The following is a 22,452-nucleotide window of genomic DNA, read 5'->3' as shown; positions in this document are numbered from 1 at the left end:
CAATTTTAAACCTCACCCACGCTCCGCGTGGGTATTTAATTAAGCGTGAAAATCGGTTACTGATACTTTTACTTCAGCAACAATGCCTTTGCGAATTACAAAGTCACCAAAACATTCACCGTCGTTTCGCTCACTTGCCCACTGGCCAATTAGCTTATCAAACGCGTCTAGGTAAACATCTTCACCTACGTTTTCTAGGTACAGTTTAGGAATGCGTGTACCTTCTAAATTACCACCTAGGTAAACGTTGTATTTACCAGGGCCTTTACCTACTAAACCAGCTTCTGCAAGCATTGCGCGGCCACAACCGTTAGGACAACCTACAACACGCATAATAATGCTGTCATCAGGTATGCCATGCTTAGCAAGTAGTGCTTCGGTTTTTTCAATTAAGCTTGGTAAGTAACGCTCAGCTTCGGCCATAGCAAGCGGACACGTTGGCAATGCTACACACGCCATTGAGTTTTTACGTTGCTCAGTGTCTTTGTCATCAATTAGGCCGTGGTTACGGGCAATTTCTTCAATAACTGCTTTTTGATCGGCAGGCACACCGGCAATAATTAAGTTTTGGTTAGCCGTCATGCGCATATCGCCTTGGTGCACTTCTGCAATTTTACGACAACCTGTTTTTAATGGCTTACCTGGGTAGTCTAAAATACGGCCACTTTGTATAAATAGCGTAAGGTGGTGCTTGCCATCAATGCCTTCTACCCAACCGATACGATCGCCACGGTGAGTAAACTCATAAGGGCGGCTTGGTGCAAAGCTTACACCGGCACGTTTTTCTACTTCGGCTTTAAATACGTCAGACCCAACACGGTCTAGTGTGTATTTAGTTTTTGCATTTTTACGGTTAGAACGGTTACCCCAATCGCGCTGCACTGATACAACGTGCTCAGCAATTTTTAAGGTGTCTTCTAGGGCAATAAAACCAAAGTCGTCAGCTTTACGCGGATACGTAGCCGTATCACCGTGAGTCATAGCAAGGCCACCACCTACAAGTACGTTAAAGCCAACAAGCTTGCCATCTTCAGCAATAGCAACAAAGTTTAAGTCATTCGCATGCACATCAACTTCGTTGTTAGGCGGAATAGTAACCGTGGTTTTAAACTTACGCGGTAAGTAGTTAGAACCTAAAATTGGCTCTTCTGTGGTTTCTGCCTTTTCGCCATTTAACCAAATTTCAGCGTATGCTTTCGTTTTTGGAAGTAAATGCTCAGAAATTTTTGCAGCCCACTCATACGCTTCTTGATGTAACTCTGACTCAACAGGGTTAGTCGTACATAGTACGTTACGGTTTACATCGCCTGCGGTGGCAATAGAGTCAATACCAACGCTATTAAGCATTTGGTGCATGCCTTTAATATTTGGCTTTAATACACCATGAAATTGAAACGTTTGACGTGTTGTTAAACGAATACTGCCGTAGCTTGTTTTTTCATCGGCAAATTTATCAATTGCTAGCCATTGCTCAGGCTTGATAATACCGCCAGGCATACGTGCACGTAGCATTACATTGTGCAGCGGCTCTAGCTTTTGCTTTGCGCGCTCAGGGCGTATATCGCGGTCATCTTGCTGGTACATACCGTGAAAACGTATAAGTTGGAAGTTATCGGCTGTAAAACCACCGGTAATTTCATCTTTTAAGTCTTGCTCTATGGTGCCACGTAAAAAGTTACTTTCTCTTTTCAAACGTTCGTTATCAGAAAGTTTTACGTTTTTATCTTGTTCGCTCATTTTAAATCCTAAATTTGTTACAGTGACGGCTGCTAGCTGTTAATAAAATAAGAAACGTGATTAATACACGTCTTTCTGATAGCGGTTAGCACTACGTAAGTCTTTTAAATATTGCTCTGCGTCTTCGTAGCTTTTACCGGTGTTTTCGCTGATGATATCAACTAAGGCGTTGTGTACATCTTTTGCCATGCGGTTTGCATCACCACATACATAAAAATGCGCACCTGCTTCTAGCCACTCAAAAATTTCTTTTGAGTTTTTGCGTAGTTTGTCTTGTACGTATACTTTTTCGGCTTGGTCACGGCTAAATGCAACGTCAACTTTGCTTAATAGGCCTGATTTTAAATAACCCTGAATTTCTACTTGGTACAAAAAGTCTTGTGTAAAGTGTGGGTTACCGAAAAACAGCCAATTTTTGCCTTGTGCTTCTCGCGAGTCACGCTCTTGTAAAAATGCACGGAATGGCGCAATACCGGTACCTGGGCCAACCATAATAATGGGGGTATTATCATCGCTAGGTAAACGGAAGTTGTCGTTGTGCTCACTAAATACTTTAACTTTACACCCTTCTTCAGCACGGCGTGCTAAATAACCAGAGCAGCCACCTAAATGTTCGCTGCCAAAGGCGTCAAACTCAACTAAACCTACCGTTAAGTGCACTTCCTCTTCAACCTCGCTTTGGCTTGAAGCGATTGAGTATAAGCGCGCTTGTAGTTTACGTAGGCAATCTACTAAGGTTTGTGCGTCTATTTTTGCAGGATTTTGTGCCACTACATCAAAAATTTGACGAGGCTCAATGTACTCACGCATAGCGGCTTTATCTTCTACAAGCTTTAGTAGCTCTGGCGTGCCCGTTGCAACTGCGTATTTTTCTACAAAGCCTGGGTATGACTGAGTAAGCTCTAACTTTTCGATTAATGCATCGCGAATAGGCAGTGACTCTTCGCCCACTTTTACAAGTGTGCCTGAATCGATTTGCGTGTGTGTTAGTAGCTCATCTACGCGGGCTTCATCATTTAAAAAGTACACGCCTAATGAATCACCAGGTATGTAGGTGATGTCTGAGCCTTCAAGCGAAATCTCAACATGGCGTACATCTTTAGTAGAATCGCGCCCTGTAATTTTTTGTACGGTAACAAGCTCTGCCGCAAATGGGTTTTGCTTAGTGTATTGGCTTGCTGCCGCTGTTGGCGCGCCAAATGGCATTGATACAACTTGGCCGCCAGCAGCATCTTGCTGCGCTTTTAAATCAGGTTCGAATGCATCAAGTGCACCGGTGATCCAAGTGGCTGCTTCATCATCGTAATCAACATCTAGGTCGGCACGTTGGAAAATAGTTTCTGCGCCAAGTTTGTTTAAACGCTCTTCAAAGTCTTTTGCTGTTTGGCAGAAAAACTCATAGCTAGAGTCGCCTAAACCCAGTACCGCGACTTTAACGCCATCTAACTTAGGTGCTTTTTTGGTAGTTAAAAATTCATACAGTGTTTCAGCATCTTCAGGTGGCTCACCTTCACCGTAGGTAGATACAACAACGGTTAAAAACTTTTCTTTTTTCAGGGCTGTAGGTTTGTAGTCAGACATGCTCACAAGTTTTACAGCTAGACCGCGCGACTCTGCTTGCTCTTTAAGCTTAGTCGCCACACCTTTTGCATTACCTGTTTGCGAACCATACAAAATAGTAAGTGGCGCAGCATCGCTTGCAGCCGCTGTAGGCGCTGGCCCACCAAGAGCCGCAGAATTAGCATTTGCAGCTAAGTAACCACTTACCCACGCTTGCTGAATCGGATTAAGTTCTGCTACTAAGCCTTGCAGCTTTTGTACTTGCTCTTGCGATAGCGGGCTTGCCGCTGCGTTAAGTTGACCTAACAACATGAATTTGTTCCCCATAACCCTGAAAATTACATACAGCCCACATGGTGCGCTGTTCAAAATGAGTTTTACCTCACCCAGAGTAACTCTGCTGAGGTTTTATTAGTGTGCAGGATAGCGGGCTATGCGGTGAGAAAAAAAGAATAGAATCTGCTTTGTTATTCCATTTAGTTATTAATTTATATAAAGACCTTCAAAAACAGCTTAAAGGCTTATTATTGCTATTTTATTAATTTTGTATTTAACAAATTTGTAACCTTGTGCAGATAGTGTATGTTATTTACTCAACTATAAAAAATAGGAAAAATCATGTCACACGGGACATACAAAAATAAGTTACTTAGCACGGCATTACTGATTGCCGCCACCCCAGCAATGGCCAATGTCGCAAATGGCGGATTTGAGCAGTGGACAGGCAATACGCCTGACGCGTGGACCACAATTGATAGCGGTATTAATGTATCGCGCTCAACCAGTATCGTAAATAACGCAAACAGCGCGGCGGCTATTAATGTGACCACCGGCTCGCAAAGCAATACCGACTTATTACAACAAGTTAGTGTGGAGGCTGGCAAAACATATGATTTCTCAGTGGATGTATATCACACTGAAGGAAGCATAAGAGCCCGCCTGTATGTAGATGGCTACCAAGGGTACTCTAACCAAGCGCAAACTAACCAGTGGCAAACAATTAACCACAGTTATACGCCTAGCAGTAATAAAACCATTAATGTTGGTTTACGTTTTTACGATATGAGCGGCTTTGATGGCAATGAAACCGTTTATATAGATAATTTTTTGCCTAATACAGACGGCGGCGCTACAGGCAGCTGTAACGACCATAGCCTTACTTTAACACTTAATACCGATAACTACGGCAGCGAAACCAGCTGGGTGGTTAACAACAGCCAAGGTAGCAGCGTAGCCAGTGGTAGTGGTTATGCCTCTAACACACAATATAATGAGCAACTATGTTTAACTGATGGCGCATACACCCTAGTTATAAGTGACAGCTATGGCGACGGTATGTGCTGTAACGTAGGTAATGGTAATTACGCGCTCACTCAGGGCAGCACCACACTTGCCAGTGGCGCAAGTTTTAATAACACAGATAGTACAACTTTTGAATTAGGCGATAGCTCTGGTGGTGATACTGGCGGTGGCACTAACCCAACACCAACAGGTTACTACGTAACAACTCAAGGTTTATCTGGCTATGCATTAAAAACTGAGCTTTATAACATTATCAAAAATCACAGCTCGCAAGGTTACTCAGCTATTTGGAACTTTTACGATTCTTCAGCACGCGATAAATACTTTGAAAACGATAACAGTATTTTAGATATGTATAGTGAAAAGCCAAATGGTAGCGACAGCTATACTTACACCGCGGTGAGCGATCAGTGTGGTACTTATAACAGTGAAGCAGATTGCTATAACCGTGAGCATTCGTTCCCTAAAAGCTGGTTTGGCGGCACAAATGAGCCAATGAATTCAGACGTGCACCACATTTATGCAACCGACGGTTATGTAAACTCAAAACGTAGTAACTACCCTTTTGGTGAAGTGGCTAGCGCATCATTTACATCAACAAACGGTAGTAAAGTCGGTTCAGCAGCAAGCTCTATTAATTACTCAGGTACGGTGTTTGAGCCAATTGATGAGTTTAAAGGTGACTTTGCCCGCGCTTATTTTTACATGGCAACCCGCTACGAGAATGTAATAGGCTCGTGGCAAAATAACACAACTGCCAGTAATGCAGTCCTTAATGGTACAAGCAATCAAGTATTCGAAAACTGGGTGGTAGCTATGCTACTTAACTGGCATAACGCCGACCCTGTTAGCCAAATGGAACTTGACCGTAACCAAGCAGCTTATGAGTTTCAAGGTAATCGTAACCCGTATATCGATCACCCTGAATTTGTTGAGATGATTTGGTAAAGGGTCAGCGGTCAGCGGTCAGCGGTCAGCGGTCAGCGGTCAGCGGTCAGCGGTCAGCGGTCAGCGGTCAGCGGTCAGCGGTCAGCGGTCAGCGGTCAGCGGTCAGCGCAGAAAAACATCAGCCTTTGCACTTGCAAAGGCTTTTTATTACCACAATCGGAATGTTCTTTATAATCGATTGGAGACTTATTATTTAAAAAAACCTACCCCTATTAAAATAAGTAGATAGTTTATAGTTGAGAGGGCCTCAGCAGGAAATTTGCTTATAAAAAAACTAACTATATGCGGATATACAGTTGAGCCGAACCATGAGCTAAACAATAATTCAATACAAAACAAACATAAAAAGACTAAGTTCCCTACTAATCTTCTAAAGAAATAATTTGGATGAGAGTCTTCTTCTTTCTTTTCTTGATGAATATTAAGTGTGATTATATTGCAGTTTGTATAAATTTTAGAGTCGCCTTTTTCTTTCATTATTTTTCCTTATTATTAAAGAGCACAACTAAACCCACATAAAGGATAAGCTTAATGTGTAGTTATTTATTTTAGTTTGAAGAAAAGTTGTGCTTATGGTTATCGTAGGGTGGGGTACATTTGATATGTACAGAGTTCTATTTTAGTTCGCACCTCCTTAATTGGTTAGTTTGATGGGGTATCTATAACTTAATTGATTACTTATTTAGCCTTATTAACCACTTTATAGAACCATTATAAACCCAAAAGAAGAACCTGTCAATTAACATAAAAAACACCTAAAAGTCAAATTTAAATTTAATTATAAATCAATAACTTGATAATAAAACTACAGTTAACATATATTGGTAATATTCTTTATGGTGGCATAAATGTAATGCCAGCGTATTCTTGACCTTCATTTCTCCTCGGGTATCCTAGTCAACCCAAGCTACGGCGTTCAACTTTACTCCAAGTGACTGACGACTGACGGCTTTAGACTTGCAGCTCCTGCAAACAAAAAGCCCCGGCTAATGCCAGGGCTTTTTTTACAAAACTTACTTAATTTAAAAATTAAGCTTGTTTTGGACTAGAAACAACGTCTACTAAAGTCCAAGATTTATTCTTAGAAATTGGTGCGCATTCACGGATAGTAACTACGTCACCCGCTTTTGCTGTGTTGTTTTCGTCATGTACGTGTAGCTTAGTAGTACGTTTGATGAATTTCCCATAGATTGGGTGCTTCACGTAACGTGCGATAGCAACAGTGAAAGATTTTTCCATCTTGTCGCTTACTACACGGCCTTGAAGAGTACGAATTTTATCGCTCATTATTGACCTGCCTTCTGGTTAATAATTGTTTTTACACGCGCGATATCGCGACGTACTGTTCTTAGCGTGTGTGTCTGAGCTAACTGACCAGTGCTTGCTTGCATGCGCAGGTTAAACTGCTCACGAAGAAGTCCTAGAAGTTCAGCATTTAGCTCTTCTACGCTTTTGTCTTTTAGTTCGCTTGCTTTCATCACATTACCGTCCGAGTTACGAAAGTTGTTTTGAATGGCAGTTTACGAGCTGCAAGGTCAAACGCTTCACGAGCAAGCTCTTCAGAAACACCTTCCATTTCGTAAAGTACTTTACCAGGCTGAATTTCAGCAACCCAATATTCAACAGAACCTTTACCTTTACCCATACGAACTTCAAGAGGCTTTTCTGTGATCGGCTTGTCAGGGAAGACACGGATCCAGATTTTACCTTGACGTTTCACGTGACGCGTCATAGCACGACGAGCTGCTTCGATTTGACGAGCAGTCATGCGGCCACGACCAGTAGCTTTCAAACCGAAAGTACCGAAGCTTACTTTGTTACCGTTTTGCGCTAAACCGCGGTTGCGGCCTTTGTGCATTTTACGGAATTTTGTACGTTTTGGCTGTAACATTACTCGCTACCTCTACTTAGCACTTTTCTTGGCTTTCTTTGGTGCGCGTTTAGCTGGCTTCTCTTGCTCTTGTACTAGTGGTAAACCACCAATAACTTCGCCTTTGAAGATCCAAACTTTAACACCAATGATACCATAAGTGGTTAAGGCTTCAGAAGTTGCGTAGTCGATATCAGCACGAAGAGTATGTAGAGGTACACGACCTTCACGATACCATTCTGAACGTGCGATTTCTGCGCCGCCAAGACGACCGCTAACTTCAACTTTGATCCCTTTAGAACCGATGCGCATTGCATTTTGTACCGAACGCTTCATAGCGCGACGGAACATAACACGACGCTCTAGCTGAGAGGCAATGCCGTCTGCTACTAGTTGTGCATCTAACTCTGGTTTACGTACTTCAGAAATATTAATCTGAGCAGGTACACCTGCGATCTTAGTTACCGCTTGACGTAGCTTTTCAACGTCTTCGCCTTTTTTACCGATAACAACACCCGGACGAGCCGTGTGAATTGTTACGCGGATCGATTTTGCTGGACGCTCAATAACGATTTTAGACACAGAAGCCGCTTTTAATTCCTTTGTAAGGAAAGTACGTACTTTGTGATCGCCAAAAAGCTGATCAGAGAAATCTTTAGAACTCGCGTACCAGGTAGAAACCCAAGGTTTAGATATACCTAGGCGAATACCAGTAGGATGAACTTTTTGTCCCATTACTTATACTCCTAGCTATCTGAAACCACAACAGTGATGTGGCTTGTACGCTTAAGGATGCGGTCTGCGCGTCCTTTAGCACGTGGCATAATACGTTTCATTGTAGGACCATCGTCCACAAAAATCGTAGTTACACGAAGCTCATCAATGTCAGCACCTTCGTTATGCTCTGCGTTAGCAATAGCAGACTCAAGTACTTTTTTAACTAATACAGCCGCTTTTTTCGGGCTGTACGCCAGGATTTCTAGAGCGCGATCGACAGGTAGTCCGCGGATCTGATCTGCAACTAGACGAGCTTTTTGCGCCGAACCAGAGGCGAATTTATGTTTAGCTAATGCTTGCATTTATCATTCCCCTCTTAGCGTTTCTTCGCTTTCTTATCCGCAGCATGGCCACGGTAAGTGCGAGTTGGTGCAAATTCACCTAGTTTGTGACCGATCATTTCGTCAGAAACGAAAACTGGTACATGCTGGCGACCATTATGGACAGCAATGGTCAATCCGATCATGTTAGGTATGATCATTGAACGACGGCTCCAAGTTTTAATTGGCTTCTTTTCACCGCTTTCCAAAGCTTTCTCTACCTTCTTCAGCAAGTGTAGGTCTATAAAAGGACCCTTCTTGAGAGAGCGTGGCATGGCTATTCCTCAATATTACTTAGTACGACGACGTACTATAAATTTATCCGTACGCTTGTTCTTACGCGTCTTAGCACCTTTAGTAGGCTTACCCCATGGAGACACAGGATGACGACCACCAGATGTACGACCTTCACCACCACCGTGTGGGTGATCAACCGGGTTCATGGCAACACCACGAACTGTCGGACGAATACCACGCCAGCGATTTGCACCTGCTTTACCAAGTGAACGAAGCATATGCTCAGCATTGCCTACTTCACCTAGCGTTGCACGACAATCAGATTGTACTTTACGTACTTCGCCAGAACGAAGACGTAATGTTACGTATTGACCATCACGCGCAAGGATTTGAACGTATGCACCAGCAGAACGTGCGATTTGAGCACCTTTACCTGGTTTTAATTCTACGTTGTGAACAGTCGAACCTACAGGCATGTTACGCATAGGTAATGCATTACCAGGCTTGATTGGTGCATCAACACCAGACTGGATTGCATCGCCAGCTTTTAAGCCTTTAGGTGCGATAATGTAACGACGCTCACCGTCTGCATATAATACAAGAGCGATGTTTGCGCTACGGTTTGGATCATATTCCAAACGCTCAACAGTGGCTGGAATGCCATCTTTAGTACGTTTAAAATCGATTAAACGGTAATGATGCTTATGACCACCACCGATATGACGAACCGTAATACGACCATTGTTATTACGACCACCTGATTTAGAGTTTTTCTCTAATAGTGGTGCGTAAGGTTTACCCTTATGTAAATCTGGGTTAACCACTTTAACTAGGTGACGACGACCCGCAGAAGTTGGTTTACACTTTTGAAGTGCCATAATTCTAACTCCCCTTATTACTCGGCGCCGCCGACAAAGTCTAGCTCGCTACCTTCTTTAAGAGTAACGTAAGCTTTCTTCCAGTCGCTACGACGACCGAAACGCATGCCAGTACGTTTTGTTTTACCCTTAACGTTAAGTGTGCGAACACCCGTTACTTCTACTTCAAAAAGCTTCTCAACTGCTGCTTTAATTTCAGCTTTAGTTGCGTCATTTGTTACTTTAAAAACAATAGTATTGTTTTCTTCAGCAGCAATTGTGCTTTTTTCAGAGATATGTGGAGCAAGGATCACTTTTAAAAGACGTTCTTCACGGATCATGCTAGCGCCTCCTCAAGTTGCTTAACAGCAGCAGCTGTAATAAGTACCTTGTCGAAAGCAATTAAGCTTACAGGATCGATACCAGCTACATCACGCGTGTCAACCTTGTACAGGTTACGTGCCGATAAGAAAAGATTTTCATCTACTTCTTCAGTCACGATAAGAACATCTTTAAGCTCAAGTTCTTTAAGCTTAGAAACTAGTTCTTTAGTCTTTGGTGCTTCAAGACCAAAGCTTTCAACAACGATTAAACGCTCTTGACGAACTAATTCAGATAAGATGCTTTTGATCGCACCGCGGTACATTTTACGGTTTACTTTTTGGCTGTGGTCTTGTGGTTTAGCTGCGAAGCTAACGCCACCTGAACGCCAAATTGGACTACGGATTGTACCAGCACGTGCACGGCCAGTACCTTTTTGAGCCCATGGTTTTTTACCACCACCGCTTACTTCAGAACGTGTCTTCTGAGCACGAGTACCTTGACGAGCACCTGCTGCGTATGCAACAACTACTTGGTGTACTAATGCTTCGTTAAACTCACGTCCAAAAGTAGCTTCAGAAACTTCAAGAGCGCCAGAAGCGTCTTTAATTGCTAATTCCATCACTAAATCTCCAGGACTTATGCTTTAACAGCTGGTTTAACGATAACGTCACCGCCGATAGCGCCAGGTACTGCACCTTTAACTAAAAGCAAGTTACGCTCAGCGTCAACGCGAACTAGTTCTAAGTTTTGAGTCGTTACACGCTCAGCACCCATATGACCGGCCATTTTCTTACCTTTAAACACCTTACCAGGTGATTGGTTTTGACCGATTGAACCAGGAGCACGGTGAGATAGAGAGTTACCGTGAGTAGCGTCTTGCATGCTGAAATTCCAGCGCTTAACACCACCTTGGAAACCTTTACCTTTAGAAGTACCGGTTACGTCAACTTTGTTGATTTCGTTGAATAATTCAACAGTAAGCTCAGCGCCTACTTCAAAATCGCCTTCACCACCATTTAGGCGGAATTCCCACAGACCGCGACCCGCTTCAACACCAGCTTTAGCGAAATGACCCGCTGCTGCTTTGTTTACACGGCTTGCTTTTTTAGTGCCTGCGGTTACTTGAAGCGCGTTATAACCGTCTGTTGCGTCAGATTTGATCTGAGCAATGCGGTTAGGAGTCGCTTCGATAACTGTCACAGGGATAGATACACCATCTTCAGTGAAGATACGTGTCATACCCACTTTACGACCGACTAGACCTAATGCCATTTTCCTATAACCTCTCTAATCTTTCGATTAACCCAGGCTGATTTGAACATCAACACCAGCAGCAAGATCTAAACGCATTAATGCGTCAACAGTCTTGTCAGTTGGTTCTACGATGTCGATCAGACGTTTATGGGTGCGGATCTCGTACTGATCACGCGCATCTTTGTTTACGTGCGGTGAAGTTAGTACAGTAAAACGTTCAAAGCGTGTAGGTAGTGGGATTGGACCACGTACTTGTGCGCCTGTGCGTTTCGCAGTTTCCACGATTTCCGCCGTTGATTGGTCAATCAAACGGTGGTCAAAAGCTTTTAGGCGAATACGAATGCGTTGATTTGACATTCTTAAACCTCAATATAAAGAGCATTTAAAGAGCATAAAAAAACGACCGAAACAATCTTAATAATTAAGATGCCGGTTGTTGATTTATATCTACGATGAGTTCCAAATCGGAACTCCTGTTTATTAGCTTGAAATCCAAGCTTAATTTATCCCTTCAAGTTCCAGAGGAATCTTGAAAGCCTGCGTATTATAGTGATATTGGTGATAAATGCAACAACTAATTGCAAATTAATTATGGGTGTAAGGCTGCCCAAATAACCGCCACGGGTTATTTATAGCTATAATTGAACTGCTCAGCGCCAAATTAGTCTTATGTTTATAATTTAACCGATTACGCAAATTACAGGATTTTATAGATATTATGGTATCCTATGCGCTAATTTTGCTTTTAATACTCTCAATATGGTGAGTCGATGCGTTTATTAAATTATTGTTTGAATTTTCTTACTAGCTGCGTAAGCCGTGTTTTGGTAAAAAGTAAGGTCCTTCCCCAAAGCCCAATAGAACAATATGACCTTAATCCTGAACACCCTACTTTTTATATAGTACGTTTAAATTCGCGTTTCGATTTAGCTGCGCTTACTAATGTATGTAAAAAGCATGGTTTGCCTAACCCATGCGAATATCAAACGTTAGGAAATCAAGAGCTGGCACGCTTTATTGGTATTAAAAATCCGCCACCTTTATTTGGCGATACCGCGAAACCGACCGCCGCTTTATCACAGGGTAAGCAAATAGTTGAGCATTTATTAAATAGCGGGCAAAAGAATGTACAAGTGGTGCCGGTAACTATTTTATGGGGGCGCGACCCAGGTAAGGAAAAGCCAGGTATTCGTACCTTAATTACCCACTCTCTTACGCCTAGTTGGTTTAGAAAATTTTTTGTTGTGCTGTTTTCTGGGCGCGATAACTTTATTCGCTTTAGCCAGCCACTCGATTTATCACTTATCGTGAACGAAAAAGCCGACGTAAATGAGCTACCACAAAAACTATTGCGTGTTGCTCGGGTGCACTTTAAACGCCAAAAACTGGCCGCTACGGGCCCTAAAATGCCCTCTCGCGAGCAATTATTTAACTCGCTTTTGGCTTCGCCGACAATAAAAAAAGCGATTCAAGATGAAGCCAAGTCAAAAGGAATAAGCCAAACAGAAGCCCGTCAAAACGCGTTAAAACTACTAGATGAAATTGCTGCTAATTACTCTGAGGCAATGATACGTGTAGGCGACAGAATTTTAACATGGCTGTGGACTAAGCTTTATAACGGTATAGATATAAAATACACCGAGCAAATTCATGAGCTAACAAATAAGGGTCACGAGATAATCTATATGCCGTGTCATCGCAGCCACATGGATTACTTGTTACTTACCTATGCTATATACCATCAAGGTTTGGTGCCGCCGCATATTGCCGCGGGCATTAATCTAAACTTTTTCCCTGCAGGTGGTATTTTTCGCCGCTCAGGGGCGTTTTTTATACGCCGCTCGTTTGCCGGTAATAAACTTTACTCAGCCGTATTTAAAGAGTATTTAAGCCAGCTATTTATTAAAGGTTACTCAGTTAAGTTTTACACTGAAGGCGGGCGCAGCCGCACTGGCCGATTACTACCGCCAAAAACCGGTATGCTCGCCATGACATTGCAAGCAATGCTACGTGGCATAGACCGCCCGGTTTCTATTGTGCCGGTATACATTGGCTATGAGCATGTAATGGAAATCAATACCTACTTAAAAGAGCTTGCCGGTAAAGATAAAAAAGGCGAGTCCATTTTTGGTATTTTTAAAGCCATTAAAAACCTTAAAAATTACGGCCGTGGTTACTTAAACTTTGGCGACCCTATTTCTATAAACCAATACTTAAACGACAACCAACCTGATTGGCGCGATGCAATACACCCTACCGATGTGCAAAAGCCGCAATGGCTAGGCCCTCAAGTAGCCGCATTGGCCGACCAAGTAATGGTAAAAATTAATAATGCCGCAGCACTTAACGCTGTGAATTTACTGGCTATGATTTTGCTAGTTAACGACAAACACGCGTTAAGTAAGCCTAAGCTATTAGCGCAACTAGATTTTTACTTACGCCTACAACGCGATGCAAGCTATAGCGATAAAGTCACCGCCCCCGATGAAACACCAGAGCAGCTATTAACGCACGCCATTAAGCTTAATAAGTTTGATGTTATTAGCGATGAATTTGGCGAAATTATTGCAATTAACGATAAAGAAAAAACCCTGTTTAACTATTATCGTAATAATATTTTGCACTTATTTGCTGTGCCAAGCCTTATTGCTTTGCACTTATTTAAGCAACACAGTAGTACGGTTGAGCAATGCCAAAAGCTTGTTTCGGCTTTTTACCCTCTGTTTGCAAAAGAATGGTATTTACAGCCGCTAGATGAAAACTACATAAGCCGTATTTTGGCTAACTTTAGCGATCAAAACTTAATTGAGCTTGATGGCGATACCATTCATGTTACTAACACGAATGATTCGTTAGCCAAACTTGAAATGCTAGGTAGGTCGCTTAGCTTTACGTTGCAACGTTATGCCATTGTTGTAGGCTTTATTCAAACCAGTAACGGAATTGAAAAAGCCGAATTAGAGCGTGAAAGCCAAGTACTGGCAAACCGTTTAGGCACCTTACACGGCATTAAAACCCCGGAGTTTTTTGATAAAAAGGTACTGGTAAGCTTTATTGATAATTTACGCGGTGAGCTGCTAATTACTGAAGGTGAGAATGGTATTCACGGTAGTACACAACTGTGTGAAATATACATGTACTTAAAAACCTTATTACCCGCACGTATATGGCAATCGGTTAGCGACATAGTGCAAGATCAATGTAATTAGCGAGCTGCTGTAATTTAAGCTCTAATTAAACACCATTAAAAAAGCCTCAACATTTAACATGTTGAGGCTTTTTTGTACGTTTAGTTATTGAACAACAATGCTACATGAAGACGCTTACCTCTTGGCAAAACTTTTAGGCGAAAGCACTGCTAATTTGCGCTTAACAGCCTGTCTATTGCTAGTAAACCTAATCAAATTAACGCTGGCGCATCACCCCTTCTTGAATCGTTGATGCGACTAAATTACCTTGGCGGTCAAAAAACTGGCCTCTTACCAAGCCTCGCCCAGAACTAGCACTTGGGCTGTCTATGGTATATAAAATCCAATCGTCCATTCTAAATGGGCGGTGGAACCACATAGCATGGTCAATCGTTGCCACTTGCATATTTGGCTGCATAAACGATACGCCATGAGGCTGTAATGCCGTAGGTAAAAACTCAAAGTCAGAGGCATACGCTAATAAGTAATTATGAATGCGTTGATCGTCGGGCATATCGCCATTGGCTTTAATCCAAATGTGCTTTACGGGCTCAATAACCTCTGGCTTAAACGGGTTATGAAAAGTAACCGGGCGCATTTCAATGGGCATTTCGCGTATAAACTTATTACGGATCACCTCGGGTATGTGGTGGGCGTTTTCTTGATAAAACTCAAGCGACGAGCGAAGCTCCTCTGGTGGCGGTACATTAGGCATGGTTGCTTGATGCGATAAGCCTTCTTCTTCACCCTGAAACGACGCAGTCATATAAAAAATAGGTTTACCGTATTGAATAGCGCTTACTCGGCGGGTGCTAAAGCTTTTACCATCGCGGATGGTTTCTACGTCGTAAACAATCGGTTTTGCGGCGTCGCCGGGGCGTAAAAAGTAAGAGTGTAATGAATGAACAACACGTCCTTTTGGTAGCGTTTCTTTTGCAGCAGACAGCGCCTGCCCCATTACTTGACCACCAAATACCGCTCTAAACCCTAAATCTTGGCTCTGCCCACGATATAAACCTTGTTCAATTTCTTCAAGTGACAATAACGATAATAAATCATCTAATACTTGGCTCATTTGCTGTTCTCTCAATCCCCAGATAAGCTAATGATACTATACAATGCAGCTATGTAAATCTAACTAAATGAGTAACGCTATGAATTATTGGCTATTTAAAACTGAGCCCGATGCTTTTTCGATTGATGATTTAAAAACAGCGCCGCAACAAACCACCCTGTGGGAAGGCGTGCGTAATTATCAGGCACGTAACTTTATGCGTGACGATATAAAATTGGGTGACTTAGTATTTATTTACCACTCTAGCTGCAAACAAGTAGGCGTTGTGGGTATAGCCACTGTTACTAAAGAAGCCTACCCCGACCCAACTCAGTTTGATTTAAATAGTGACTATTACGATGCGAAGGCCACACCCGACAAGCCACGCTGGTTTGTAGTTGAAGTAACCTATAAAAGCCATTTAAACAAACGCGTAAGCTTAAAAGACATTAAAGCTAACGAGGCGATTACCGAATTAGCCCTTAAAAAAGCAGGCCGCCTTTCGGTAATGCCAGTCACACAAAACGACTGGGAGCAAATAATAGCCATGAGCAATTAAGCTCAGTAAGTAAATATCAAGCTGTATTAGTAGCTAACCATTAACGGGCTAAAGCTTGGCTATGTTTGACCTCATTTGGCCGTGTTTGATACGATCCCCCGCGAGTTATAATTGGGGGATTAATGAAACTACTGTATTGGTTAGATGAATGGTTAACGCTTTGCCGTGATGAACAACAAACTAAGCTGCCTATGTGTGGCGGCGACCTACTCGGCGATGTGTATGTAAAATACGAATTTGTTGATTTAAGTAAGCCCCTGCTTTTTACTTTTTCCCCCGCGGGCACCAACGTCCAAGAACACGACCTAACCGATGACTTTGCCCCTTGGGGCTATCACTTAGCGCAAAAACAAAATGTAAATGTTATTTCGTTCCAACATTTAGGCAAAAGCAATTGGTTTAGAAGCCGTAATTTAATCTTCTTTTTGGAGCAGCTATCAAGCTTACTTACACCGTTTAAGTGCCGCTTAGGCTATGGCCTTAGTCGCGGTGGTTTTGCTGTTGGCGCGTTTGCAAAATTACTTAAATTAGATCAGGTTTTATTTTTTCATCCTGTTAGCACCAAAAACACCGAAACAGTTCCGTGGGACACCCGCTCCAGCACAGAGCTTGCGCAGCAATTTGATTGGCAAGGTGAGTATAACGACCTCGATTTAGGCCATGCTAAGGGGTATATAATTTATGACCCCACCAATAAAATAGACCGCCTACATGCTAAGCGGTACCCGCAACTGACTCATTTAAGAGTGTTTGGCATGGGCCACGGTACCCACGCAAGCTACCTCACTAAGTTTGGCTTTTACAAACAGGTGGCTGTTGATTTTATACGCCACCAGCAGATTGATATAGCGCAGTTTCGTTTGCAAACCAAAACCTTGCGCTTAAAAGAAGAGTATTATCAAAGCCTAAATAAGGCAAATGCGAGTTCGCCTCACCGCTTGGCATTATTAAGTACAGCACATCAAATTTTAGCAGATGAAAAAGAAGTGCATGTGCAAGAACATCAGGCCAAAATAGATATTCAGCCATTAATAGATGTCGCACTTAAACATCAAGATGAACACCCAAATGATGCTATTCAGTTATTAGAAGTTGCCCAACAAATAGTGCCAGATGACCCGCTGGTTGAGCACAAGCTCAAGCAGCTAGAATAGACCTATGACGGTTTATTCTTCTTTCTTTTTTTGTGACCATGCTTGGGCACAATCGTAAAATACATAAAAAGCCCCAACCACGAAAAAATAATTACGCCTAATAACCAGCCGTTTTTTTCGTGGCCTTGGGTGCGCTTACTATTAACCACTATCACCACGGGTAATATATAAGCGCTTAAAATAATTATTAAAAATACTACTTCATTCATTATTTAACCTAAGCCTTGGTTATTTGGCCAAGCTTTGCCAATCTACTTCATTTGTTAGCACACGTTCAAGGGCAATGTAGTGCAGGATATCGCCCGCGTTTACCTTGTAATCAAGTGGCGGATTTAAATCCATATTTTGTGCACTTAAGTTATGCGCCACCCCTAACAAAATAGCATTATAGTCATGCTTAAAATGATGAAATAAAGTGCCAAACTCCATCTCTTCGCATTCACTTGGAATAGCTAGGCTAAACTGCGTGTCGCCGTGCAATGTAGATAATAGCTCTTCTTGTACTCGACTCGAGCCTGGGTCTTGCATTGAGCGTACTAAAATCTCAGCCGACTTAGCGCTACTACACTCTACATTTTGGCAGTGCTCAAGCAACATATCGACCTTGGTTTCATCTAAAAAATGCGCGCTAATGTGGCACTCATCTTTAACTAAACGGCTAATACGCAGTGCAGTTGTAAATGTTTGGTCATCATCTTGCCCATCAATAATAACTTTGTCGGCACGGTTAATAGCTACGCGCTCAAGCTCTTCTAAATCGGTAAAACTTGTTAGGCGGGCAAAGTCGACATTTTCGTTAGTTAAAAATGGGTGATCCATTTGCTCAGTAACCGCCAACAAAATACGGCGGTCAGTGCGCTTGGTATCGGCAAGAATATAATCAATCATTTTTTTTGTTCGGGTATCGTGCCAACCAAAAATAATAATGTGGTTGTTACTGTGAGCAAAGTTTTTATCACCAGTCATAGCGCGCCTAATTAAGTAAGTCACTGTTTGCCCTGTTTTTCCTAACAGAACGCCAAATAAAGCTAATCCAAACGGAATTTGTATTAAAGCCACTACCCAACGCCCCAGCTCGCTGGTTGGGCTAAAATCGCCGTAACCCACTGTTGAGGTAGTTACTGTGTAGTAGTAAAAAAAGGTCGTAAACGAGGTAAGCGCTTGCTCATTTGCAATAAATAGCAGCCCCCAAGTCACTAACATATGAGCAAGTATTGCAAGCACCACGGCTTGCCAGCTCAGCTGATCGATATGAGCACGAACAAGTAGCGCTAGCCTCTTAAATATTACCGGCATGATACAAAATCTTTGTTAGTAAATTATCTATAAACAGTACGTTACTGTAAGCCATGCTTTTAAGCAACGTTTAAGCCTTTAAGTAAGGCCTGTTACCCTTTTAGGATTAAATTTTGTTCAACCTATAAGATACTCAGGCCTTAAAATATAAGACTAAATGCGGGTTTGCTAATGTGCTAAGAGCATGATTAATTATAATAAGACTAAAAAACACACAGACACATTATGCTTAATAAAATTGCCACACCGTTTACCAAATTAGTAGAGCGCTACTTACCCGACCCTTTTATATTTGTCATATTGCTGAGCTTAATTACTTTACTCTCTGCCAGTATTTTTACCCCCGCAACACATATTGAAGTTATTAACGCATGGGGGAGTGGTTTTTGGAACCTGCTTAGCTTTGCCATGCAAATGCTGTTAGTGCTGATTACCGGCTATATGCTGGCTAGTACACCACCTATAAATAAACTACTAGAAAAATTAGCTAAACTTGCTAACACTGCGCCAAAAGCGATTTTTTTAGTCACGCTTATTTCGCTATTAGCCAGCTGGCTTAATTGGGGGTTTGGCTTAGTTATTGGGGCTTTATTTGCCAAAGCAATTGCAAGGCAGACACAGGTTGATTACCGCCTATTAGTTGCCAGTGCTTATTCTGGCTTTGTGGTGTGGCATGGCGGCTTAGCAGGCTCAATTCCGCTTACGATTGCTACCGAAGGGCACTTTTCACAAAATAGCATTGGCATAATTAGTACCGAGCAAACCCTGTTTGCTGGTTTTAACATAGCAATATTAATTGGTTTATTTATTATTATGCCGCTGGTTAACCGCTACATGCTACCCAGTGATAAAAACAGCGTATATGTAGACCCAGCACTTATTAAAGAGCCCCCGCCCGCACATGAAAAAATTACTCGCCCTGCTCAGCATTTAGAACACACAAAGCTGCTTGGCATTTCGATTGGTTTACTTGGCCTTTGCTATTTGGCGTATTACTTTATAGTTGCAGGCGGTAGCCTAAACCTAAACAGTATTATTGCTGTGTTTTTGTTTTTAGCCATTACCTTGCACCAAACACCGCATAACTTGCTTAATAGCTTGCAACAAGCAATTCCCAGCGGAGCGGGTATTGTCATTCAATTTCCGTTTTACGCAGGTATTATGGCTGTGATGGTCGATAGTGGTTTAGCGCAGCAAATATCGCGTGGTTTTATAGCTGTTGCTGATGCCGATAGCCTGCCATTTTTTAGCTTTATAAGTGCAGGGCTTGTTAATATGTTTGTACCTTCTGGTGGCGGCCAATGGGCAGTACAAGCACCTATTGTTATACCCGCAGCGCAAGAGCTGGGCGCCGATATATCACGTGTTGCTATGGCTGTTGCGTGGGGCGATGCGTGGACCAATTTAATTCAACCCTTTTGGGCTTTACCGGTATTAGCCATTGCAGGGTTAAAAGCAAAAGACATTATGGGATTTTGTGTTGTGCAGTTATTTGTAACGGGGGTATTTATATCGCTAGTGCTGAGCTTTTACTAACCCTTAATAACGCGCAGTATTTAGGTATACTGCGCGTATAGCGATTAGCTTGATAAAATCGTCATCGGCAGGCTCAATATTGGGTTTTCTGAATCTGCAAAGTGCATCATTACTGCCACATGGCCTGCAACTACAATAGCGTACATAGCGGCTGAAAAACCTTGGCCGTATTTATCAAGCGGCAATAAATGCGAGTAATGTCGGCCGCGCCATTCAAATACGATTTCCAGTGCGCCCACAAACAAAAAGAATACCAGTAACATTAAACCAAATGTATAACTAAGCCATAAGCCAAATAACACGCCCAATAAGCACACACTTAAACCGACCCAAGATCGCATTGAAAAGCTGATACTTTTTAATACATGCCCGCCATCAAGCGGTAAAATAGGCAAAAGGTTAAACAAATTCAATAAGGCACTGAGTACTGCAACGCCGGCAAATATGTCCATTTCGGTGGCGTAATATAAAACCACACCCAGCACAGAGGTAAACAAACCAAACGCTGGCCCCATGAGGGATATAACTACATCTTGCCAGCGCGTTGTTATTTTATCGTCACTTACAGCCAATCCACCTACAAAGGGGATAAGGTAAATCCCTTTGGTTTTTATGCCAAAGTATTTCATGGCTCTAACGTGTCCGTATTCATGTACCACTAAACAGGCAATTAGCATTAGTGCAAATTCAATACTAAATAGCCATGCATAGCCGGCAACCGATGCACTCGCTAAAGCCACCTTAATTACTTTTGCACTTTTAAATAATTTAAAGCCCAATGCCGCTAGCCCTAAAAAGCCTTTTTTGGGCTGGCTATTTACCGGCGCAGGTAAAGCTAGTTCAGTAGCAAACACACCATCAACAAATAACGATAAAGACTGCTCATGAACATGTGAGCTATCAATCCCTATTTGCTTATTATCTAAAGTAAATTCGGCGTAATGCTCTTTGGGTGTTGTAAAGCTTATGGCCTGTTGATTATGAAATATTTGTACTATTTTATGCCCAGATACCATTAGCATTAATGGTTGCTCTGCAAGCATGAGATCGATTTTTATCATGACTAAAACCAGTTAAAACAATGGCGCTAGTATACCGATGAATTTAAAAAACACGAATTGCCTTAAATCATAAGCGCAAAAGCACTTAGAAGATAAAAAATAATATAAAACTAAGCTGACAAAAGGCTGATCAGGCGCTATTTTTACAGTACTAATATATTAAGCAGTTACAAGGATAGAGCATGTCGATTTCGGTACCCAATATTTTAGTTGTGGATGACTCAAAGGCGATTTTAATTGTTATGGAGGCCATTTTAAATGAGCTAGGAGTCTCGAATAAAGTTACAAAATGCCTGAGTGCTCAGCAAGCGCTAACTCATGTAACCGACGATATAAACTTTTACGATATTGTATTTACAGACTTAAACATGCCTGAAATGGATGGTATGGAGTTTATAAGAAAACTAGGCGAGCTTAATTTTACAGGCGCAGTAGTTATAATTTCGGAGATGGATCATAAGGTTATTAACCTAGCTGCCAATTTAGCGCGTCATAGCAATATTCATTTAGTCGCAAATTTAGCTAAACCCGTGCAACTTAGCCAAGTAAAAACCGTTTTACAAAAAGCAAAGCACTTAGCAGTACATAACGACCTTTCTCATGCCTCTATTTCAGAAAAAGCATTGCATGAGGCAATCAATTTAAACGAGATAATCCCTTACTATCAGCCAAAAATAAATTCTCAAACCAGCGAAATAGAAAGTATTGAGGTGCTAGCGCGTATCGTTAAAACGCACACTGGCGAAATTATCTCGCCCAATCGGTTTATTTCGTTATCGGAGCAATCGGGGTTAATTAATCAAATTACCTTTAGCTTATTTGAGCAAGCCACCAGCGATTTAAAAGCTATACGTACAAACATTGCTGCGCATCTAAAACTGGCTTTTAACCTATCTCCCACGCAACTAGATGATTTAAGCTGCCCCAACAAGCTGATGCTTATATTGCAGCTCAATGAGCTATCACCTAGTGATATAATTTTAGAGATTACCGAGCAACATGCGCTGTCTAGCCTTTCTCAGCTAGAAACCTTAAACAGATTAAGAATGCATGGCTTTGGCATATCATTGGATGACTTTGGGGTTGGCTTTACCAACATGAACCAGATTAAGCGCCTGCCTTTTACTGAAATAAAAATTGACCGTACACTTATTAGTAATATTGAAACAGATCAGTTTTCGCAAGTGGTGGTCAGCTCACTGGTTGATATTGCCAGCCAAGAGCAACTAGCCCTTGTAGCCGAAGGCGTAGAGCGCGCCGAAGAATCGCTCTACTTAAAAAACTACCGCACTAATTTAGCCATGCAAGGGTTTTTGTTTACCTGCCCTAAAGCCAAAGACGATTTTATAGAGTGGGCACTAAACTGGGTAAATACGACGGGGGGCACAATTAAACGCTAACCTTCAACCCCGTCGTAA

At 42.1% G+C, this 22,452-nt stretch carries 24 protein-coding genes; 6 read left to right on the top strand and 18 right to left on the bottom strand.

What is annotated here, in order from left to right; translation table 11 throughout:
- Positions 1–39: 39 nt before the first annotated feature.
- Entirely contained in the window at positions 40–1,737 is a 1,698-nt protein-coding gene (cysI, locus tag PSH54_RS12525) for an assimilatory sulfite reductase (NADPH) hemoprotein subunit (RefSeq protein WP_024031990.1), read from the bottom strand.
- A 60-nt stretch (positions 1,738–1,797) separates the two neighbouring features.
- Positions 1,798–3,609, bottom strand: coding sequence for an assimilatory sulfite reductase (NADPH) flavoprotein subunit (locus tag PSH54_RS12520; protein ID WP_273606257.1), 1,812 nt, complete (start codon positions 3,607–3,609; stop codon positions 1,798–1,800).
- A 306-nt stretch (positions 3,610–3,915) separates the two neighbouring features.
- On the opposite strand from PSH54_RS12520, the gene PSH54_RS12515 reads away from it, so the two are divergent.
- Positions 3,916–5,547, top strand: coding sequence for an HNH endonuclease signature motif containing protein (locus tag PSH54_RS12515; RefSeq protein WP_273606256.1), 1,632 nt, complete (start codon positions 3,916–3,918; stop codon positions 5,545–5,547).
- Positions 5,548–5,736: 189 nt separating this feature from the next.
- Here the strand turns inward: PSH54_RS12515 and PSH54_RS12510 are convergent, their stop codons facing one another.
- From PSH54_RS12510 to rpsJ, 12 genes are all read right to left on the bottom strand, one after another.
- Positions 5,737–6,024, bottom strand: a complete 288-nt coding sequence (locus PSH54_RS12510; protein WP_273606255.1) for a hypothetical protein — start codon at positions 6,022–6,024, stop codon at positions 5,737–5,739.
- Positions 6,025–6,576: 552 nt separating this feature from the next.
- Positions 6,577–6,834, bottom strand: a complete 258-nt coding sequence (gene rpsQ / locus PSH54_RS12505; protein ID WP_004588693.1) for a 30S ribosomal protein S17 — start codon at positions 6,832–6,834, stop codon at positions 6,577–6,579.
- Positions 6,834–7,025, bottom strand: coding sequence for a 50S ribosomal protein L29 (gene rpmC, locus PSH54_RS12500; protein ID WP_004588692.1), 192 nt, complete (start codon positions 7,023–7,025; stop codon positions 6,834–6,836). Before rpmC ends, rpsQ begins: the two co-directional genes overlap by 1 nt.
- Positions 7,025–7,438 (bottom strand): 50S ribosomal protein L16, encoded by a 414-nt coding sequence (gene rplP, locus PSH54_RS12495; RefSeq protein WP_002957890.1) that lies wholly within the window; start codon positions 7,436–7,438, stop codon positions 7,025–7,027. Before rplP ends, rpmC begins: the two co-directional genes overlap by 1 nt.
- Before the next feature lie 12 nt (positions 7,439–7,450).
- Positions 7,451–8,152: a 30S ribosomal protein S3 gene (gene rpsC, locus PSH54_RS12490; protein WP_004588691.1), complete on the bottom strand. Its 702-nt coding sequence runs from the start codon at positions 8,150–8,152 to the stop codon at positions 7,451–7,453.
- 11 nt (positions 8,153–8,163) lie between these two features.
- Complete coding sequence (gene rplV, locus PSH54_RS12485) at positions 8,164–8,496, bottom strand: 50S ribosomal protein L22 (RefSeq protein WP_004588690.1); 333 nt, start codon at positions 8,494–8,496, stop codon at positions 8,164–8,166.
- Positions 8,497–8,510: 14 nt separating this feature from the next.
- The gene (gene rpsS, locus PSH54_RS12480) at positions 8,511–8,789 is read right to left on the bottom strand and encodes a 30S ribosomal protein S19 (RefSeq protein ID WP_004588689.1); all 279 of its coding nucleotides are present in this window, start codon (positions 8,787–8,789) and stop codon (positions 8,511–8,513) included.
- Between the two features lie 15 nt (positions 8,790–8,804).
- Complete coding sequence (gene rplB / locus PSH54_RS12475; RefSeq protein ID WP_004588688.1) at positions 8,805–9,629, bottom strand: 50S ribosomal protein L2; 825 nt, start codon at positions 9,627–9,629, stop codon at positions 8,805–8,807.
- A gap of 17 nt (positions 9,630–9,646) precedes the next feature.
- Complete coding sequence (gene rplW / locus PSH54_RS12470; protein WP_004588687.1) at positions 9,647–9,949, bottom strand: 50S ribosomal protein L23; 303 nt, start codon at positions 9,947–9,949, stop codon at positions 9,647–9,649.
- Complete coding sequence (gene rplD, locus PSH54_RS12465) at positions 9,946–10,551, bottom strand: 50S ribosomal protein L4 (protein ID WP_004588686.1); 606 nt, start codon at positions 10,549–10,551, stop codon at positions 9,946–9,948. The genes rplW and rplD overlap by 4 nt, the downstream gene beginning before the upstream one ends.
- Positions 10,552–10,568: 17 nt before the next feature.
- Positions 10,569–11,204, bottom strand: a complete 636-nt coding sequence (gene rplC / locus PSH54_RS12460) for a 50S ribosomal protein L3 (protein WP_004588685.1) — start codon at positions 11,202–11,204, stop codon at positions 10,569–10,571.
- Positions 11,205–11,231: 27 nt separating this feature from the next.
- Positions 11,232–11,543 (bottom strand): 30S ribosomal protein S10, encoded by a 312-nt coding sequence (rpsJ, locus tag PSH54_RS12455; protein ID WP_002957900.1) that lies wholly within the window; start codon positions 11,541–11,543, stop codon positions 11,232–11,234.
- Positions 11,544–11,956: 413 nt separating this feature from the next.
- On the opposite strand from rpsJ, the gene plsB reads away from it, so the two are divergent.
- Complete coding sequence (gene plsB / locus PSH54_RS12450) at positions 11,957–14,395, top strand: glycerol-3-phosphate 1-O-acyltransferase PlsB (protein ID WP_029773518.1); 2,439 nt, start codon at positions 11,957–11,959, stop codon at positions 14,393–14,395.
- Positions 14,396–14,591: 196 nt separating this feature from the next.
- On the opposite strand, the gene tesB is transcribed toward plsB, so the two are convergent.
- Positions 14,592–15,449, bottom strand: coding sequence for an acyl-CoA thioesterase II (gene tesB / locus PSH54_RS12445; RefSeq protein WP_004588683.1), 858 nt, complete (start codon positions 15,447–15,449; stop codon positions 14,592–14,594).
- A gap of 79 nt (positions 15,450–15,528) precedes the next feature.
- Here tesB and PSH54_RS12440 point away from each other — a divergent pair, with 79 nt between their 5' ends.
- Both PSH54_RS12440 and PSH54_RS12435 read left to right on the top strand, forming a co-directional pair.
- Positions 15,529–15,987: an EVE domain-containing protein gene (locus PSH54_RS12440; RefSeq protein WP_029773519.1), complete on the top strand. Its 459-nt coding sequence runs from the start codon at positions 15,529–15,531 to the stop codon at positions 15,985–15,987.
- Between the two features lie 122 nt (positions 15,988–16,109).
- Entirely contained in the window at positions 16,110–17,141 is a 1,032-nt protein-coding gene (locus PSH54_RS12435) for a cytosolic protein (protein ID WP_273606254.1), read from the top strand.
- A gap of 2 nt (positions 17,142–17,143) precedes the next feature.
- On the opposite strand, the gene PSH54_RS12430 is transcribed toward PSH54_RS12435, so the two are convergent.
- Both PSH54_RS12430 and PSH54_RS12425 read right to left on the bottom strand, forming a co-directional pair.
- Positions 17,144–17,350, bottom strand: a complete 207-nt coding sequence (locus PSH54_RS12430; RefSeq protein ID WP_004588680.1) for a PLDc N-terminal domain-containing protein — start codon at positions 17,348–17,350, stop codon at positions 17,144–17,146.
- Between the two features lie 19 nt (positions 17,351–17,369).
- On the bottom strand, positions 17,370–18,437 hold the full coding sequence (locus PSH54_RS12425) for a potassium channel family protein (RefSeq protein ID WP_055255152.1): 1,068 nt from the start codon (positions 18,435–18,437) through the stop codon (positions 17,370–17,372).
- Between the two features lie 225 nt (positions 18,438–18,662).
- Between PSH54_RS12425 and PSH54_RS12420 the strand changes: the two genes are divergently transcribed.
- On the top strand, positions 18,663–19,973 hold the full coding sequence (locus PSH54_RS12420) for a short-chain fatty acid transporter (RefSeq protein ID WP_064386689.1): 1,311 nt from the start codon (positions 18,663–18,665) through the stop codon (positions 19,971–19,973).
- Positions 19,974–20,017: 44 nt separating this feature from the next.
- Here the strand turns inward: PSH54_RS12420 and PSH54_RS12415 are convergent, their stop codons facing one another.
- Positions 20,018–21,034 (bottom strand): metalloprotease, encoded by a 1,017-nt coding sequence (locus tag PSH54_RS12415; protein WP_264390858.1) that lies wholly within the window; start codon positions 21,032–21,034, stop codon positions 20,018–20,020.
- Positions 21,035–21,216: 182 nt separating this feature from the next.
- Here PSH54_RS12415 and PSH54_RS12410 point away from each other — a divergent pair, with 182 nt between their 5' ends.
- On the top strand, positions 21,217–22,434 hold the full coding sequence (locus PSH54_RS12410; RefSeq protein ID WP_004588676.1) for an EAL domain-containing response regulator: 1,218 nt from the start codon (positions 21,217–21,219) through the stop codon (positions 22,432–22,434).
- Positions 22,435–22,452 lie beyond the last annotated feature (18 nt).

Source organism: Pseudoalteromonas sp. Angola-30 (assembly GCF_028599215.1).
Classification (GTDB): Bacteria; Pseudomonadota; Gammaproteobacteria; order Enterobacterales; family Alteromonadaceae; genus Pseudoalteromonas; species Pseudoalteromonas atlantica.
Note: the sequence above shows the minus strand (reverse complement) of the source record. Positions and strands in the feature narration are given on the sequence as shown.

Bases quoted from the DNA above. Each gene is read 5' to 3' on its own strand.
- cysI (WP_024031990.1), bottom strand. From the start codon at position 1,737: ATGAGCGAACAAGATAAAAACGTAAAACTTTCTGATAACGAACGTTTG.
- PSH54_RS12520 (WP_273606257.1), bottom strand. From the start codon at position 3,609: ATGTTGTTAGGTCAACTTAACGCAGCGGCAAGCCCGCTATCGCAAGAG.
- PSH54_RS12515 (WP_273606256.1), top strand. From the start codon at position 3,916: ATGTCACACGGGACATACAAAAATAAGTTACTTAGCACGGCATTACTG.
- PSH54_RS12510 (WP_273606255.1), bottom strand. From the start codon at position 6,024: ATGAAAGAAAAAGGCGACTCTAAAATTTATACAAACTGCAATATAATC.
- rpsQ (WP_004588693.1), bottom strand. From the start codon at position 6,834: ATGAGCGATAAAATTCGTACTCTTCAAGGCCGTGTAGTAAGCGACAAG.
- rpmC (WP_004588692.1), bottom strand. From the start codon at position 7,025: ATGAAAGCAAGCGAACTAAAAGACAAAAGCGTAGAAGAGCTAAATGCT.
- rplP (WP_002957890.1), bottom strand. From the start codon at position 7,438: ATGTTACAGCCAAAACGTACAAAATTCCGTAAAATGCACAAAGGCCGC.
- rpsC (WP_004588691.1), bottom strand. From the start codon at position 8,152: ATGGGACAAAAAGTTCATCCTACTGGTATTCGCCTAGGTATATCTAAA.
- rplV (WP_004588690.1), bottom strand. From the start codon at position 8,496: ATGCAAGCATTAGCTAAACATAAATTCGCCTCTGGTTCGGCGCAAAAA.
- rpsS (WP_004588689.1), bottom strand. From the start codon at position 8,789: ATGCCACGCTCTCTCAAGAAGGGTCCTTTTATAGACCTACACTTGCTG.
- rplB (WP_004588688.1), bottom strand. From the start codon at position 9,629: ATGGCACTTCAAAAGTGTAAACCAACTTCTGCGGGTCGTCGTCACCTA.
- rplW (WP_004588687.1), bottom strand. From the start codon at position 9,949: ATGATCCGTGAAGAACGTCTTTTAAAAGTGATCCTTGCTCCACATATC.
- rplD (WP_004588686.1), bottom strand. From the start codon at position 10,551: ATGGAATTAGCAATTAAAGACGCTTCTGGCGCTCTTGAAGTTTCTGAA.
- rplC (WP_004588685.1), bottom strand. From the start codon at position 11,204: ATGGCATTAGGTCTAGTCGGTCGTAAAGTGGGTATGACACGTATCTTC.
- rpsJ (WP_002957900.1), bottom strand. From the start codon at position 11,543: ATGTCAAATCAACGCATTCGTATTCGCCTAAAAGCTTTTGACCACCGT.
- plsB (WP_029773518.1), top strand. From the start codon at position 11,957: ATGCGTTTATTAAATTATTGTTTGAATTTTCTTACTAGCTGCGTAAGC.
- tesB (WP_004588683.1), bottom strand. From the start codon at position 15,449: ATGAGCCAAGTATTAGATGATTTATTATCGTTATTGTCACTTGAAGAA.
- PSH54_RS12440 (WP_029773519.1), top strand. From the start codon at position 15,529: ATGAATTATTGGCTATTTAAAACTGAGCCCGATGCTTTTTCGATTGAT.
- PSH54_RS12435 (WP_273606254.1), top strand. From the start codon at position 16,110: ATGAAACTACTGTATTGGTTAGATGAATGGTTAACGCTTTGCCGTGAT.
- PSH54_RS12430 (WP_004588680.1), bottom strand. From the start codon at position 17,350: ATGAATGAAGTAGTATTTTTAATAATTATTTTAAGCGCTTATATATTA.
- PSH54_RS12425 (WP_055255152.1), bottom strand. From the start codon at position 18,437: ATGCCGGTAATATTTAAGAGGCTAGCGCTACTTGTTCGTGCTCATATC.
- PSH54_RS12420 (WP_064386689.1), top strand. From the start codon at position 18,663: ATGCTTAATAAAATTGCCACACCGTTTACCAAATTAGTAGAGCGCTAC.
- PSH54_RS12415 (WP_264390858.1), bottom strand. From the start codon at position 21,034: ATGATAAAAATCGATCTCATGCTTGCAGAGCAACCATTAATGCTAATG.
- PSH54_RS12410 (WP_004588676.1), top strand. From the start codon at position 21,217: ATGTCGATTTCGGTACCCAATATTTTAGTTGTGGATGACTCAAAGGCG.